This is a genomic window from Streptomyces sp. NBC_00400 (genome assembly GCF_036048035.1).
In the GTDB taxonomy this organism is placed as follows: Bacteria; Actinomycetota; Actinomycetes; order Streptomycetales; family Streptomycetaceae; genus Streptomyces.
The window spans coordinates 5480732-5495130 of the sequence record NZ_CP107940.1 but is presented as its reverse complement, the minus strand read 5'-3'; the positions used below and the strand labels follow the sequence as shown (position 1 = coordinate 5495130).

The following is a 14399-nucleotide window of genomic DNA, read 5'->3' as shown; positions in this document are numbered from 1 at the left end:
CGGAGGGCCTTTCTGGGGTGACGACTTCGAGCGGGAGTCAGAGGTGGCGGCGGCGCCCGGCGGTGTGCCGGTCGTACGCCTCCCTGGCAGCCACCGCCGCCGGACGTGTCGCGGTCTCGGCAACAGGCACATCCCACCAGGCCTGAGCCTCGGGCGCGCCCGGCACAGTGTCAGCCGTTTCGGTCTCGACATAGACACATGTGGGCCGGTTCGCGCCACGCGCCTCGGCGAGCGCGGCACGCAGCTCGCCGACGGTGGCCGCCCGCAGCACGTGCATGCCCAGCGACGCGGCGTTGGCCGCGAGATCGACCGGCAGCGGGGCTCCGGTGTACGTGCCGTCCGCGGCGCGGAAGCGGTAGTCGGTGCCGAAGCGCTCACCGCCGGTGGCCTGGGACAGCCCGCCGATGGAGGCATAGCCGTGGTTCTGGACGAGGACGACGTTGATGTGGATGCCCTCCTGGACCGCGGTGACCAGTTCGGTGGGGTTCATCAGATACGTACCGTCGCCGACCAGCGCCCACACCGGCCGGTCGGGGGCGGCGAGCCGGACACCGATCGCGGCCGGGATCTCATAGCCCATGCAGGAGTAGCCGTATTCGAGGTGGTACTGCCTCCGGGACCGGGCGCGCCAGAGTTTGTGCAGGTCACCGGGGAGCGAACCGGCCGCGTTGATGATCACGTCGGTGTCGTCGACCACGGCGTCCAGCGCGCCCAGGACCTGGGTCTGCGAGGGCCGCACCGACGGGTCGGCGGCCCCGTACGCGGCGTCCACCCGCCGCTCCCAGCCGGCCTTCGCCTCCCGGTAGGCGGCCTCGTACTCCGCGTCGACCCGCTCGCCGGACAGCTCCTCGGCAAGCGCCTCCAGGCCGGCGCGGGCGTCGGCGACCAGGGAGAGCCCGCCGAGCTTGTGGGCGTCGAAGGACGCGATGTTGAGGTTGACGAAGCGGACACCGGGCGCGGCGAACAGGGTCGACGAGGCGGTGGTGAAGTCGGTGTAGCGGGTGCCGACGCCGAGGACCACGTCGGCCTCGCGGGCGAGGGCGTCGGCGGTGGCGGTGCCGGTGTGGCCGATGCCGCCCACGTCGGCGGGGTGGTCGTGACGCAGCGAACCCTTGCCGGCCTGGGTGGACGCGACCGGGATACCGGTGGCGTCGGCGAACGCGCGCAGCGCCTCCTCGGCCTCGCTGTGGTGGACCCCGCCGCCCGCGACGACCAGCGGCCGGCGGGCGCCGCGCAGGGCCCGTACGGCCTCGGCGAGGGCGTCGGCGTCGGGGGCGGGCCGGGGGACGCGCCAGATGCGGTCGGCGAAGAACTCCTCCGGCCAGTCGTACGCCTCGGCCTGCACGTCCTGCGGCAGCGCGAGGGTGACGGCGCCGGTGTCGACGGGGTCGGCGAGCACCCGCATGGCCTGCAGGGCCGCGGGGATCAGCGCCTCGGGCCGGGTGACCCGGTCGAAGTAGCGGGAGACCGGGCGCAGCGCGTCATTGACCGAGACATCACCGGCGAAGGGCACTTCGAGCTGCTGGAGGACGGGGTCGGCGGGCCGGGTGGCGAAGATGTCGCCGGGCAGCAGCAGGACCGGGAGGCGGTTGACGGTGGCGAGCGCGGCGCCGGTGACGAGGTTGGTGGCGCCGGGACCGATGGAGGTGGTGACGGCCTGCGCGCCGAGCCGGTCGCGCTGCCGGGCGTAGCCGACCGCGGCATGCACCATGGCCTGCTCGTTACGGCCCTGGAGGTACGGCATCGCGTCCCCGGATTCCAGCAGCGCCTGGCCGAGGCCGGCGACATTGCCGTGGCCGAAGATGCCCCAGCAGGCGTTGATCAGGCGGTGCCGGCGGCCGTCCCGCTCGGTGTACTGGTGGGCCAGGAACTCGACCAGGGCCTGCGCGACCGTCAGCCGGCGGGTCGTCGGAGCATTCATCGGGCGTCTCCTGCGGGCGCTTCGTAGAGGGGGAGGCGGGGGTCGACGGGCTGAGAGGGCCAGGTGGAGCGGATCCAGCCGTGGTCGGGGTGATCGCAGATCAGCCACTCACGGGTCTCGCCGGGACCGGCCATCACATTGAGGTAGTACAGGGCGTGGCCGGGCGCCGCGATCGACGGACCGTGCCAGCCGTCCGGGATCAGCACCGCGTCACCGCTGCGGACCTCGGCCAGCACCTCGGTGCCGCGGCCGCGCCCCGAGGGAGTGACGCGCTGGTAGCCGACACCTTCCGTGCCGTGCGCGGACTCGACCTCGAAGTAGTAGATCTCCTCCAGCTCGGACTCCTCGCCGGGGCGGCACTCGTCGTGCTTGTGCGGCGGGTAGGAGGACCAGTTGCCGCCGGGGGTGAGCACTTCCACCGCGATGAGCTTGTCGCACTCGAAGGTGCCCGCGGCGCCGAAGTTGTTGACCTGGCGGGAGCAGTTGCCGGTGCCGCGCAGCTCCACGGGAACGTCGCAGGCGGCACCGTAGCGGGCGGGGAGCCGGCGCTCGCAGCGGGCACCGGTGAGCGCGAAACGGCCGCCGGCGCCGCTCGCGATCTGCACATGGGCGTCACGCGGTACGTACGCGAAATCGGTGACCCCGCTGAACACGCTCTCCCGGCCGGTCAGTTCGAACATCTCACCGGTCCCACCAGTCCCACTGGTCTCATCGGTCTCACTGGTCTCACTAGCCCTACCGGCCTCACCAGCCCTACCGGCCTCGCCGGCCTCACCGGTCCCGCTGGCCTCACCGGTTTCACCGCTGTCGGTCAGCACCGTGCAGCCGCCGGACAGCGGCAGCACGATCCATTCGCTGTCGCCGGTGGCGAAGGAGTGGTGGCCACCGGGCGGCAGATCGAGGACGCGCAGCGAGGAGTAGCCCCAGCCCGCCCGCTTCGGATCGATGTCCAGCGCATACGGGCCGTCGGCCGCCGCTGTGGCCTTCAGGTGGAATTCAGTGCTCATATATCGAGTCTCCTGCGGAAATCGCGGTGTTCACAGCAGGCCTTCGGTGGGGTTCACGGTATTCACCGTCGGCCTACGGCGGTGGCCGCATCCGGCCCACGAGGGTGTTCACAGCAAGCCCACGGCGGTGTCCACGGCCGCCGCGACATCGCCGTCGGCCGGGTAGAGCAGCGAGCGGCCGACGACCAGGCCCTGCACCGTCGGCAGCCGCAGCGCCTTGCGCCACTTCTCGTAGGCGGCTTCCTGGTCCTGAACGGTGCTGCCGATGTCGCCGCCGAGCAGCACGGTCGGCAGCGTGGTGGTCTCGCAGACCCGGGCCATGGCGTCGGGGTCGTCGGTGACCGGCAGCTTCAGCCAGGTGTAGGCGGAGGTGCCGCCGAGGCCGGAGGCGATGGCCACCGAGCGGGTGACGGCCTCGGCGCTGAGGTCGTTGCGGACCGCGCCTTCTCTCCGGGAGGAGAGGAACGGCTCCACGAAGACGGGCAGTTGCCGCTCGGCCATCGCGTCGATGGCACGGGCGGTGTTCTCCAGGGTGGTCAGCGAGCCGGGGTCGCTGTAGTCGATGCGCAGCAGCAGTTTGCCGGCGTCGAAGCGGAGCCGGGCGAGGTCCTGGGGGCGGTGCCCGGTGAACCGGTCGTCCATCTCGAAGGCGGCACCGGCGATACCGCCGCGGTTCATGGAGCCCATCACGACCTTCCCCTCGAGGGCCCCGATCAGCAGCAGGTCCTCCAGGATGTCGGCAGTGGCGAGCACCCCGTCCACACCGGGCCGGGACAGCGCAAGGACCAGGCGTTCCAGCAGATCGAGGCGGTTGGCCATGGCGAGCTGCCGGTCTCCGACGGCGAGCGCGCCGCGGGCCGGGTGATCGGCCGCGACGATCATCAGCCGGCCGCTGTCGCCGATGAGCGGGCGACGGGTGCGGCGGGCGGCGGCCTCCGCGACGGCTTCGGGGTGCCGGGCCCGCAGCGTCGCGAGGTCACTGATCCGAGGGTTCAAGGCTCAACTCACCTTCTTGAGTGCACAGGTGGGGCGGGGACGGCTGCGGGGACGGCCCCGGGGTGACGGGGGTGGGTGCGGCCGCAGGGGTGACAGGGACGAGTGCGGCCACGGGGTCACCGCCCCGCGAGGAACGCGTCGACCTCGTCGGCCGTGGGCATCGCGGACGAGCAGGCGAGACGGGAGGCGACGATCGCGCCGGCGGCGTTGGCGTAGCGCATCATCGGCTCCAGGTCCCACCCGGCCAGGAGGCCGTGGCAGAGCGAGCCGCCGAAGGAGTCGCCCGCGCCCAGGCCGTTGACGACCTCGACGGGGGTCGGCGGGACCTCGGCGGTACGGCCGTCGCGGTGCACGGCGAGCACGCCCTTGGGGCCCTGCTTGATGACGGCGAGTTCGGCACCCATGTCCAGCAGCGCCCGGGCGCAGGCCTCGGGATCGCGCAGCCCGGTGGCGACCTCGGCCTCGTCGACATTGCCGACGGCCACGGTGGCGTACCGCAGGGCGGCTTCGTAATACGGGCGGGCGGTGGCCATCGCCGCGGCACCGCTCGCGCCGCCGTCCCCGGAGGCGCCGCCCTCGCCGCCCCAGAACATCGGCCGCCAGTCGAGGTCGAAGACGGTCGTGCCCGTCCTGGCGCGGGCCTCCAGCGCGGCAAGAGTGGCACTGCGGCTGGGCTCCTCGCACAGCCCCGTGCCGGTGATCCAGAAGATCCGGGCGGCCGCGATCGCGTCCCGGTCCAGTTCCTCGGGGTGGATGACCAGGTCGGGGGCCTTGGGGCGGCGGTAGAAGTAGAGCGGGAAGTCGTCCGGCGGGAAGATCTCACAGAAGGTGACCGGCGTCGGATGGGCGTCGACAGGGGTCACCCAGCGGTCGTCCACACCGAAGTCGCGCAGCGCCTGGTGGACGTAGTCGCCGAACGGGTCACTTCCGGTACGGCTGATGACCGCACTCCGCCGGCCGAGCCGGGCCGCGGCGACCGCCACATTGGTGGCCGAGCCGCCGAGGAACTTCCCGAACGTCTCCACCTGCGCCAGCGGCACACCGGTCTGCAGCGGGTAGAGGTCAACTCCGATGCGGCCCATGGTGATCAGGTCGTACGGCTCGGTCATGTGCGCCCCTTCGGGTCGGCCGGCGCGGCGGGTTCGGCGGGTTCGGCTCTGAGGAAAGGTCTAACGGGGAGAGTCAGACCCTGTCAACACTTTGTCCTTACATACTGACGTTGAGGGATGCGCTGGAGCCGGGGCGTCGAGGGGGAGCCGGGGCGTGGGCGCCGAAGGGGACGCCGGACCGGAAGGGTGCAGGCGCGGCGCGACGCACCCCGAACACTCTCCCGAGGCAATCCGGGACGCCACGGAGCGCCAATCGGGGCGCCGCGGAGCATCAATCGGGGCGCCGCGGAGCGCCAAAGTCCTTAAGTCCTAATGTCAGGACGAAGTCTTGACACTCCCCGGGGCGGCAGAGAGGCTGTGCCCCACGACCCACCCCAGCGCCTCCCGGTCACCGCCGACCGGCGAGAGGAGAGCCGCAGCATGTCCGTTCCCCATGCCGCCCCGCCCGTCCTGGACCGCCTTCGCGTCGGTTCCGCACCCGACTCCTGGGGAGTCTGGTTCCCCGACGACGACCAGCAGGTGCCCTGGCAGCGCTTCCTGGACGAGGTCGCCGAAGCCGGCTACGAGTGGATCGAGCTCGGCCCGTACGGCTACCTGCCCACCGACCCCGCCGTCCTGCGCGACGAAATCACCCGCCGCAGCCTGCAGGTCTCGGCCGGCACGATCTTCACCTCGCTGCACCACGGCCCGTCCGTATGGGACAAGACCTGGGCGCACGTCTCCGAGGTCGCCACCCTCACCCAGGCGATGGGCGCGGGACACCTCGTCGTCATCCCGTCCTTCTGGCGGGACGACAAGACCGCCGAGGAGATCGAGCCGCGCGAGCTGACCGTGGAGCAGTGGAAGCACCTGACCACCGGCATGGAGCGGCTGGGCAAGCGCGTACGGGACGAGTTCGGGCTGGACATCGTCGTCCACCCGCACGCCGACACCCATATCGACACCGAGGAACACGTCGAGCGATTCCTGCACGCCACCGACTCAGACCTGGTCAGCCTCTGCCTGGACACCGGCCATTACGCCTACTGCGGCGGCGACAGCGTCAAGCTGATCCGCACCTACGGCGAGCGGATCGGCTACCTCCACCTCAAGCAGGTCGACCCGGACATCCTCGGCGAGGTCGTCGCCAAGGGCACCCCGTTCGGCCCGGCCGTCAAGCAGGGCGTGATGTGCGAGCCGCCGCTCGGCGTGCCCGCCCTGCCGCCCGTCCTGCAGGCCGCCCAGGAGCTGGATGTCGACCTCTTCGCCATCGTCGAGCAGGACATGTACCCCTGCCCGCCCGACCAGCCGTTCCCCATCGCCGAGCGCACCCGCCGCTTTCTGCGCTCCTGCGGCGCCTGAGCCGTCCGCTTGCGGCGCCTGAGCCGTCCGCTGCGGTGCGGCCGCGCGCATGAGGCCGTGGCCACGGGGACCGTGCGCCTCAGGGCCATGCACCTCAAGGCCATGCACCTCAAGGCCGCGCGCCACCTCAAGGCCGCACGCCGGCGCAAGGTCGGGCGCTGCCTCCAGGTCGGGCACCGCCTCAAGGCAGCGCGCGCCTCCAGGTCAGGCGGCTTGAGGCATGCACCCTGTGCAGGTATGCCCCATGCAGGCAGGTATGCCTCATACGGGTACGTCTCGCATGCGTATGCCTCACGACGCCTCCTCACACCCCGGCAACGATTACGGAGAGTAATCAGTTCCCAGCGTACATCACACTCTGTAGCACGTAAGGAAACGTAAGGACTTGAGGACGACATGACTTCGCACGAAACGCTCGGCGTGGCGGTCATCGGCACCGGCCGGATGGGCGCCGACCACGTACGCCGCATCAATGAGGTGATCAGCGGTGCCCGGGTGGCGGCCGTGGTCGACATCGACGCGGACCGCGTCAAGCACCTCGCCGACGGCATCGACGGGTGCACCCCCTACACCGACCCCGCCGCCGCCATGGACGACCCCGCGGTGGACGCCGTGCTGATCGCCTCGCCGGGACCCGCCCACGAGGCAACGCTGCTGGATGCCTTCGCGCGGGATCTGCCCGTGCTGTGCGAGAAGCCGCTGACGCCGGACGCCGCCTCCGCGCTGCGCGTCCTGGAGGCCGAGCAGGCGCTGGGGCACCGCCGGGTCCAGGTCGGCTTCATGCGCCGTTACGACGCCGGCTACCGCACCCTCAAGTCCCTTCTGGAGCAGGGCACTTACGGTCGCCCCCTGATGCTCCACAACAAGCACCGCAACGCCGACACCCCGCCCGGCTTCACCAACGCGATGATGATCAACGACTCGGTGGTGCATGAGATCGATGTGACCCGCTGGCTCCTGGGGGAGGAGATCACCGCGGTCCGGGTGCTGCGCCCGGCCCCCACCGGCAACGCGCCGGAAGGCCTCAGTGACCCGCAGCTGGTCCTCTTCGAGACCGCGGGCGGCCAGGTCGTGGACACCGAAATCTTCGTCAACTGCGGTTTCGGCTACCAGGTCAGCTGCGAGGCGGTCTGCGAGGGCGGCACCGCCAGGATCGGCGACGACCACGGAGTGTTCAGCAACACCTCGGGCCACTGGGGTGGCGCCATCCCCCCTGGTTTCGTGGAGCGCTTCGAGGAGGCCTACGACCGGCAGGTGCAGCGCTGGGTGAACGCCACCCGGCGCGGCGAGGTCGAGGGCCCCAGCTGCTGGGACGGCTACGCCGCGGCCGCCGTGTGCGAGGCGGGCGTACGGGCCCAGACCACCGGCGAGCGGGTGACCGTCGAACTGATCGAGCGGCCGTCGCTGTACCGCTAGCGGCCGATAAGCCCGCCCCCACCGAAAGGCCCCGCACCACCGAAAGGCCCCGCACCATGTACGTCGCCCCTGACGCCGACCCGCTCCGCACCGGCCTCATACCCCTGCGCCCCTCCCCGGCCCGCCCCTCGCCGGGCCGGCCGACGCTGACAACGACACCGGCCCTGCCCCCGACACCGGCCCTGGCCCCGACCGCGCCCCCGGCCCCGGCCGCCGGGTGGGCCGGCACGGCGTACCGGAGCTGAGGATGGCCGCTCCGACCAGCCAGATGGCGCCCGCCGGCCCGCGCGAGAACGTGCGGGCCCGCAGCGCCAAGCGCTTCATCGTCGGCATCGCTGCCATTGCCGCCCTCGGCGGCGCCCTGTTCGGCTACGACACCGGAGTGATCTCCGGCGCCCTCCCCTTCTTGGAGAGCCATTTCGGCCTCACCTCTCTGGGCGAGGGCATCATCACCAGCGCGCTGCTGATCGGCGCGGCCTTCGGTTCGCTGATCGGCGGACGGATGGCCGATGCGCTGGGCCGGCGCAACTCCCTGCTGTGGGCGGGCTCCGTGTTCATCGGCGGTGCGCTGGCCGTCGCGCTCTCGCCGAGCGTCCCCTTCATGACCGTGGCGCGCTTCGTCCTCGGGCTCGCCGTCGGCAGCGCCTCCGTCATCACCCCGCTGTACCTGTCCGAGATCGCGCCCCCGCACATCCGCGGCCGGCTGGTCTCCTTCAATTCGCTGATGATCGTCAGCGGTCAGCTGCTCGCCTACCTCATCAATGCCGTTCTGGCGCACTGGGCGGCCTGGCGCTGGATGCTGGGCCTCGCGGCGCTGCCCGCCGTGGCCCTGTTCGTCGGGCTGTTCTTCCTGCCCGACACTCCACGCTGGTACATCAGCAAGGGCCGACCGGACGAGGCGGGCCGGGTGCTGCACCGTACGCTGCCCGCCGAGGACGTAGCCGCCGAGCTGGCCCGTATCGATCAGGCCCGCGCCCTGGAGGCCGACGCCCGGCGCGGCGCCTGGCAGCAGCTGCGTACACCGTGGGTGCGGCGGCTGCTGCTGGTCGGGATCGGGCTGGCGGCCGTCCAGCAGATCACCGGTGTCAACGCCGTGGTCTACTTCGCGCCCAAGATCCTGGCGTCGACCGGTCTGGGCACCGGCGCCTCGATCACCGCCACCATCGCCGTCGGCGCGATCTCCGTCCTGGCCACGGCGATCGGGATGTCCCTGATCGACCGGGTCGGCCGGCGGCCCATGCTGCTTGCGGGTCTGTCCGGTATGGCCGTCTCGCTCGCCCTGCTCGGTGCCGCCTTCCGCCTGCCGCACTCCACCGCCGTCAGCGCCCTCGTGCTCGGCCTGATGGTTCTCTACATGGCGTTCATGCAGGCCACTCTCAATACCGGTGTCTGGCTGCTGCTCGCCGAGATGTTCCCGCTCAAGGTGCGCGGACTGGCCATGGGCGCCGCGGTGTTCATGATGTGGATGGTCAACTTCGGGGTCGCGCTGGCCTTCCCGCTGCTGCTCGACGCGGTCGGCGCGGGCACCACGTTCTGGTTCTTCGGCGTGATGTGTGTGCTGTCCCTGTTCTTCTGCAAGCGGTACGCGCCGGAGACGAAGGGGCTGGCCCTGGAGGATCTGGAGCACGAGCTGCGCAGGGCGGCCACGAAGGCGGCACCGAGCAAGGGGAGCCCGAGCGGGAGCCCCAGCGAGTGCCCGAGCGGGAGCCCCAACGGAAGCCCCGGCGGGAACCCGGGCCGGAGCTGACGGCGGCGCGCGCCAAGTGCTGAGGCATTGCCGGAACCGCGCCCCGCTCCCCCGGCGTCAGAACGGGTGGAATCACGTCCAACGGGGGAAACGGGGAATTCGTGAATGCCCACACTCTCAGCCAAGCCGTCAAGCGCACGGCCGTCCTGACCGCGACCGCGGGGCTGCTGACCGCCGGACTGCTCACCGGTCCGGCGTCCGCCGACAGTCCGGCAGCCGGCCGGCCCGGCACGCTGGCCGCCTGCGCGTACTACAACGGAACCGCTCTCACCGTCTACGGTCAGCGCGGCGACCGCGTCTCGCAGGTGCAGTGCCTGCTGGCGAACCGCCGCTATCTCCCGTGGGGAGATGTGACCGGGTACTTCGGTCCCAAGACCCTGGCCGCGGTGAAGAAGTTCCAGTCCCGGCATCATCTGACCGCCAACGGCAAGGTCGACAAGAAGACCTGGCGGGCGCTCTACGCCTGATCCGCTGTGCTCGGGCCGGACGGCCTGACAGCGGGCTGTCCGTCCGGCAGGACCGCTGGTGTACGTGTGGCGGGCCGGTTCCCCAGCCGGGGGACCGGCCCGCCACATGCTGTTCCGCCCCGGGTCCGGCCGCGGCGCCGGTCACGCGTCCGCCGCCGTTCCGAGCCGCCCCGTCTCCGTATCAAACCCCGCCTCCCGTACCGCCCCGTATCGCCCCGTACCGGACCGACCCACCCCGTGCCGCCGCCGTTTTGAGCCGACCCGTCCCATCCCCCGCCCCCGTTCCGGACCGTCCCGCCCCCGTCACAGCCATCCGGCTCGCGTCACGGCTGTCACCGTTACGCGGGGCTTCCGTCACAGCCGATCAACAGCCCCTCCCCCATGGTTACTCGGTGTCGTTGTCCAGGCACAGGGTGAGTGATCACCAGGCCGTACGCAGCCCCCTGCCGGCTCCTCCGGGCCGACCCTGCGTACGGCGCTCAGGAGGTGGCAGAGATGACCGACCGCAAGCTCTGGTCGTACAAGGAGATCGCCGCGCACATCCAGGTGCAGCCGGACACCGTGCGCTCCTACCGCAAGCACGGGCTGCTGCCCGAACCGGATCTGGTGGAGGGCGGGAAACCGTACTGGTTCGCCGACACGGTCAGAGCATGGGTGGCGCAGCGGCCGGGCCAGCGCGGCCGGCGCTGAGAGCCACCGGTACGGCCCCGGGCCCCCGCTCCCGGGCGATGCCGGGGCCCGGGCGGCACCCACCCGCCAGGCTTCCCCGGCTCTACGATCGAGGTATGCCCCGGAGCTCCCCAGCAGCGGTACCCGCCCGGATCGCGGTGATCGGCGGCGGCGCGATCGGTGGCTACACCGCGGCCCTTGCACGGTGGGCCGGGCTGGACGTCACGCTGTGCGTACGCAGCCCGCTGGACGGTCTGAGCATCGAGAGCGGCGGCACGGTCCGGCCCGCGGCGGTGCGTATCGTCACCGATCCGGCGCAGGTGGGGCCGGTCGACTGGGTGCTGCTGACCACCAAGGCACAGGACACCGCGGGCGCCGAGGGCTGGCTGCGGCGGCTGTGCGGCCGCGACACCGCGGTCGCGGTGCTGCAGAACGGCATCGGCCTGAAGGAGCGCGTCGCTCCGCTCGTGCCCCGGGGCACCCGCATCCTCCCCACCGTGGTCTACATCTCGGCGGAGCGCACCGCGCCCGGCCGGGTCCTGCATCACGTCGCCAGTGAACTGCACGTGCCCGAGGGTCCGTTGGCGGACCGGTTCGCCGCCCTGCTGGACGGCAGCGAACTGCGGGTGCACCGCGTGCCGGACTTCACCACGGCCGCCTGGCGCAAGTTGTTCACCAACCTCGCGGCCAATCCGATCACCGCTCTTCTCCAGCAGCGGACAGGGATCTTCGCCGACCCGGAGATGGCCGCGCTCACCCGTGATCTGCTGCGCGAGGCGGCCGTCGTCGCGCGTGCCGAGGGGGCGGACATCGGCGAGGCGGACATCTCCCGGACGCTTGAGCTGTACGCCACCGCCCCTCGGGACGGCGGCTCCTCAATGCTCTACGACCGCCTGGCGGGCCGCCCGCTGGAGCATGAGTTCCTGACCGGCGCGGTGGTCAGAGCCGGCGAACGGCACGGCATCGCGACTCCGCTGAACAGGATGCTGCTGACCCTGCTGCGGGCGGTGGACCGCGAACTGCGGGGCGGGAAGGCGTAGGGGGCCGGGGCGGGGCTAGCCGGACAGGCCGGTCCGGGCCGGGAAGGTGACAGGCGGGCTCCGGGCGGACGGCCCGGCCAAGGCCGCCCGGGCGTGGGTCAGACGGTCCGGGGTGGTGCCGTTGAGCCCCTGATCTCCAGTTCCGGGGGCACGAGCTGCTGCCCGGCCGGGGCGTCCGGGCGCTCCATGCGGTCCAGGAGGCAGCGCGCCGCCCGTCGGCCGACCTCGTGGCTGGCGTTGTTCACCGAGTTGAGCCAGAGGTGGCGGATGCGGGCGAGGTAGGTGTTGTCGTAGCCGACGAGGGAGAGATCGGCGGGGACGTCCAGCCCCAGCTCCTGGGCGGCGGACAGCGCGCCGACACCGGAGATGTCATTGAACGCGAAGACGGCGGTGGGACGTTCGGCGGCGGGACGTTCGGCAGCGGGATCTACGGCGGTGAGACGTTCGGCAGCGGGATCTCCGACGGCGGGGTGTCCGACGGCGGGGTGCCCGACGGCGGGGTGCCCGTCAATGGAGTGTCCGGCAGGGGGATCTCCGGGGGCGGGGCGTCCGGAGGCACGCGAGGGGTGGAACAGCCGGACGGCCGCACGGTAGCCGCCCTCCTCGGTTCCGTCGCCGCTCTCCACGACGGCGCTCGCCGACAGGCCGTGGGAGCGTATGGCGGCCTCGAAGCCGCGGCGGCGCAGTTCGCCGACCTGTCCCTGTCCGGCGATATGGGCGATGCGCCGGTGGCCGAGGGCGATGAGGTGTTCGGTGGCGAGCCGGGCGCCGCGCTCATCGTCGTTGGCGACGAGGTCGACGCGCGGCAGCCGCGGTTCGTGGTTGCCCGCGATGACGGTCGGCAGCCGCTCCGCGACCTCGGCGAGGCCGTCGGTGTCCGGGAGCGTGCCGACGATGACGATGCCGTCGACCCGCAGTTCCTGGAAGGTACGGGCGAAGTCCTGACCGGCCCGCCGGTCCAGCCGGGCATCGATCATCAGCATCCGCAGACCGTGCGCCTGCAACAGAGAGTTCAGGCCGTCCAGCACCTCGACGAACCAGGGGTTGCGCATGTCGTGCAGCAGCACGCCGACCGTGTGGGTACGGCGTGCCGCCAGGCTGCGGGCCGCGGCGTTCGGCCGGTAGCCCAGCTCCTCGATCGCCGCCAGCACGGCCTGCCGCCTGGCCGCACTGACCCGCGGTGAGCCCTGCAGCACGAGCGAAACCAGCGACTTGGAGACGCCCGCACGCTCGGCGACACCGCGGATCGTCGGATGCCGGTCCGCTCCCGGCCGCACGCCGGAACGTTCGCCGTCCCGCTCGCCGGGCCGCCCTTCGGATCGTCCGTCGGCGCGCTGGTTGGACCGTTCCATAGGACGAAGCCTCCCATCGGGCCGGATCGGCGTCAATGCGCAGCCAAGTGCCCCTGCAGAATGGTTGACATGCGGACATCAGGACATGCAGGGTGCCCGTGACGGCAACGGTTGGACCGTTCCAAGGAACGCGCCGGCGCGACGCGCATGGCCCCCTCCTCCCTCCCGCTCGCCCCCACCTATCCCGCCCCCTCAGCTCCCCCTCACCCCTCACCCCTCAGCTCCCCCTCACCTCTCTCCCTCACCCTCTCCCTCATCCGCACCCCCTCCCCGGAAAGGAACCGAGGCATGAAGATCGGTCTGATCGGCACCGGGCGCATCGGCGCGTTCCATGCCCGCACCCTGCTGAGCGTCCCGGGCGTCACCGGCATCGCCGTCGCGGATGTGGACACCGCACGCGCCGCGTCGCTGGCCGAGACCCTGGGCGTACGGTCCGCCGCGAGCATCGAGGAGATGTACGCGGACGGCCTCGACGGCGTAGTGATCACCGCCGCGACCAGCGCACACGCCACGCTGATCCACCAGGCCCTGGACGCCGGGGTGCCGGTGTTCTGCGAGAAGCCGGTCGCGCCGGACGTGCCGGGCACCGTCGGCGTGGTGGAGCGGGCGCAGGCCGGCTCCGTGCCGGTACAGATCGGTTTCCAGCGCCGCTTCGACGCGGGGTACCGCGCCGCCCGCGAGGCACTGCACTCCGGTGAGCTGGGCTGGCTGCACACCCTGCGGGCCTGCACCAGCGACCGGACGCCGCCGCCCGCCGGCTATATCCCCACCTCCGGCGGGCTGTTCCGGGACTGCAGCATCCATGACTTCGACATCCTGCGCTGGCTCACCGGCCGTGAGGTGGTCTCGGTCTACGCCCAGGGTGCCAACCGCGGCGCACCCTTCTTTGCCGACGGCGATGACGTGGACACCTGCGCGGCGCTGCTGCGCTTCGACGACGACACTCTGGCCACCGTCACGGCGACCCGTTACAACGGCGCGGGCCACGATGTCCGGCTGGAGGTCTGCGGCTCCGAGGGCGCCCGCTTCGTCGGCCTCGACGACCGTGCGCCACTGCCGTCCGCCGAGCCGAAGCTGTCGTGGCAGCGGGCGGCCGACCCGTACGCCACGTTCATGGAGCGCTTCCACGACGCCTACGTCACCGAGCTGGGGGTCTTCGCCGAGGTCGTGGCGGGGCGTGCGCCGAGCCCGTGCTCGCCCGCGGAGGCCTTGGAGGCGCTGTACATCGCCGAGGCGTGTGAGCGTTCGCGGCGCACCGGTGAGCCGGTCGCCGTGGCGGATGTCCGGGCCGCCGCAGGTGGCACAGCCCGCCCGAAAGGTCACTCTGTGTAATC

Annotated in this window: 12 protein-coding genes; 7 read left to right on the top strand and 5 right to left on the bottom strand. The window is 71.9% G+C overall.

Going from position 1 to position 14399, the window contains the following annotated elements; genetic code table 11:
- Positions 1-37: 37 nt before the first annotated feature.
- The 4 genes from iolD to iolC form a co-directional block, all read right to left on the bottom strand.
- Complete coding sequence (gene iolD / locus OHS81_RS24065; protein WP_328386741.1) at positions 38-1921, bottom strand: 3D-(3,5/4)-trihydroxycyclohexane-1,2-dione acylhydrolase (decyclizing); 1884 nt, start codon at positions 1919-1921, stop codon at positions 38-40.
- Positions 1918-2928: a 5-deoxy-glucuronate isomerase gene (gene iolB / locus OHS81_RS24060; RefSeq protein ID WP_328386740.1), complete on the bottom strand. Its 1011-nt coding sequence runs from the start codon at positions 2926-2928 to the stop codon at positions 1918-1920. The genes iolD and iolB overlap by 4 nt, the downstream gene beginning before the upstream one ends.
- 108 nt (positions 2929-3036) lie before the next feature.
- The gene (locus tag OHS81_RS24055) at positions 3037-3924 is read right to left on the bottom strand and encodes a Cgl0159 family (beta/alpha)8-fold protein (RefSeq protein WP_328386739.1); all 888 of its coding nucleotides are present in this window, start codon (positions 3922-3924) and stop codon (positions 3037-3039) included.
- Positions 3925-4040: 116 nt separating this feature from the next.
- Positions 4041-5033 (bottom strand): 5-dehydro-2-deoxygluconokinase, encoded by a 993-nt coding sequence (iolC, locus tag OHS81_RS24050; RefSeq protein ID WP_328386738.1) that lies wholly within the window; start codon positions 5031-5033, stop codon positions 4041-4043.
- 420 nt (positions 5034-5453) lie between these two features.
- Here iolC and OHS81_RS24045 point away from each other — a divergent pair, with 420 nt between their 5' ends.
- From OHS81_RS24045 to OHS81_RS24020, 6 genes are all read left to right on the top strand, one after another.
- Complete coding sequence (locus tag OHS81_RS24045) at positions 5454-6374, top strand: sugar phosphate isomerase/epimerase family protein (protein ID WP_328386737.1); 921 nt, start codon at positions 5454-5456, stop codon at positions 6372-6374.
- Between the two features lie 396 nt (positions 6375-6770).
- Positions 6771-7790 (top strand): Gfo/Idh/MocA family protein, encoded by a 1020-nt coding sequence (locus tag OHS81_RS24040; RefSeq protein ID WP_328386736.1) that lies wholly within the window; start codon positions 6771-6773, stop codon positions 7788-7790.
- A 247-nt stretch (positions 7791-8037) separates the two neighbouring features.
- Positions 8038-9537 (top strand): sugar porter family MFS transporter, encoded by a 1500-nt coding sequence (locus OHS81_RS24035; RefSeq protein WP_328386735.1) that lies wholly within the window; start codon positions 8038-8040, stop codon positions 9535-9537.
- 101 nt (positions 9538-9638) lie between these two features.
- Positions 9639-10004 (top strand): peptidoglycan-binding domain-containing protein, encoded by a 366-nt coding sequence (locus OHS81_RS24030; protein WP_328386734.1) that lies wholly within the window; start codon positions 9639-9641, stop codon positions 10002-10004.
- 495 nt (positions 10005-10499) lie between these two features.
- Positions 10500-10694, top strand: coding sequence for a helix-turn-helix transcriptional regulator (locus OHS81_RS24025; RefSeq protein ID WP_086721239.1), 195 nt, complete (start codon positions 10500-10502; stop codon positions 10692-10694).
- A 95-nt stretch (positions 10695-10789) separates the two neighbouring features.
- On the top strand, positions 10790-11713 hold the full coding sequence (locus tag OHS81_RS24020; protein WP_328386733.1) for a 2-dehydropantoate 2-reductase: 924 nt from the start codon (positions 10790-10792) through the stop codon (positions 11711-11713).
- Between the two features lie 98 nt (positions 11714-11811).
- Here the strand turns inward: OHS81_RS24020 and OHS81_RS24015 are convergent, their stop codons facing one another.
- Positions 11812-13065: a LacI family DNA-binding transcriptional regulator gene (locus OHS81_RS24015; RefSeq protein WP_328386732.1), complete on the bottom strand. Its 1254-nt coding sequence runs from the start codon at positions 13063-13065 to the stop codon at positions 11812-11814.
- 288 nt (positions 13066-13353) lie between these two features.
- Here OHS81_RS24015 and OHS81_RS24010 point away from each other — a divergent pair, with 288 nt between their 5' ends.
- Positions 13354-14397, top strand: coding sequence for a Gfo/Idh/MocA family protein (locus OHS81_RS24010; RefSeq protein ID WP_328386731.1), 1044 nt, complete (start codon positions 13354-13356; stop codon positions 14395-14397).
- Positions 14398-14399 lie beyond the last annotated feature (2 nt).

Excerpts from the sequence above, each read along its gene's own strand:
- iolD (WP_328386741.1), bottom strand. The coding sequence starts at position 1,921 with ATGAATGCTCCGACGACCCGCCGGCTGACGGTCGCGCAGGCCCTGGTC.
- iolB (WP_328386740.1), bottom strand. The coding sequence starts at position 2,928 with ATGAGCACTGAATTCCACCTGAAGGCCACAGCGGCGGCCGACGGCCCG.
- iolC (WP_328386738.1), bottom strand. The coding sequence starts at position 5,033 with ATGACCGAGCCGTACGACCTGATCACCATGGGCCGCATCGGAGTTGAC.
- OHS81_RS24045 (WP_328386737.1), top strand. The coding sequence starts at position 5,454 with ATGTCCGTTCCCCATGCCGCCCCGCCCGTCCTGGACCGCCTTCGCGTC.
- OHS81_RS24040 (WP_328386736.1), top strand. The coding sequence starts at position 6,771 with ATGACTTCGCACGAAACGCTCGGCGTGGCGGTCATCGGCACCGGCCGG.
- OHS81_RS24035 (WP_328386735.1), top strand. The coding sequence starts at position 8,038 with ATGGCCGCTCCGACCAGCCAGATGGCGCCCGCCGGCCCGCGCGAGAAC.
- OHS81_RS24025 (WP_086721239.1), top strand. The coding sequence starts at position 10,500 with ATGACCGACCGCAAGCTCTGGTCGTACAAGGAGATCGCCGCGCACATC.
- OHS81_RS24020 (WP_328386733.1), top strand. The coding sequence starts at position 10,790 with ATGCCCCGGAGCTCCCCAGCAGCGGTACCCGCCCGGATCGCGGTGATC.
- OHS81_RS24015 (WP_328386732.1), bottom strand. The coding sequence starts at position 13,065 with ATGGAACGGTCCAACCAGCGCGCCGACGGACGATCCGAAGGGCGGCCC.
- OHS81_RS24010 (WP_328386731.1), top strand. The coding sequence starts at position 13,354 with ATGAAGATCGGTCTGATCGGCACCGGGCGCATCGGCGCGTTCCATGCC.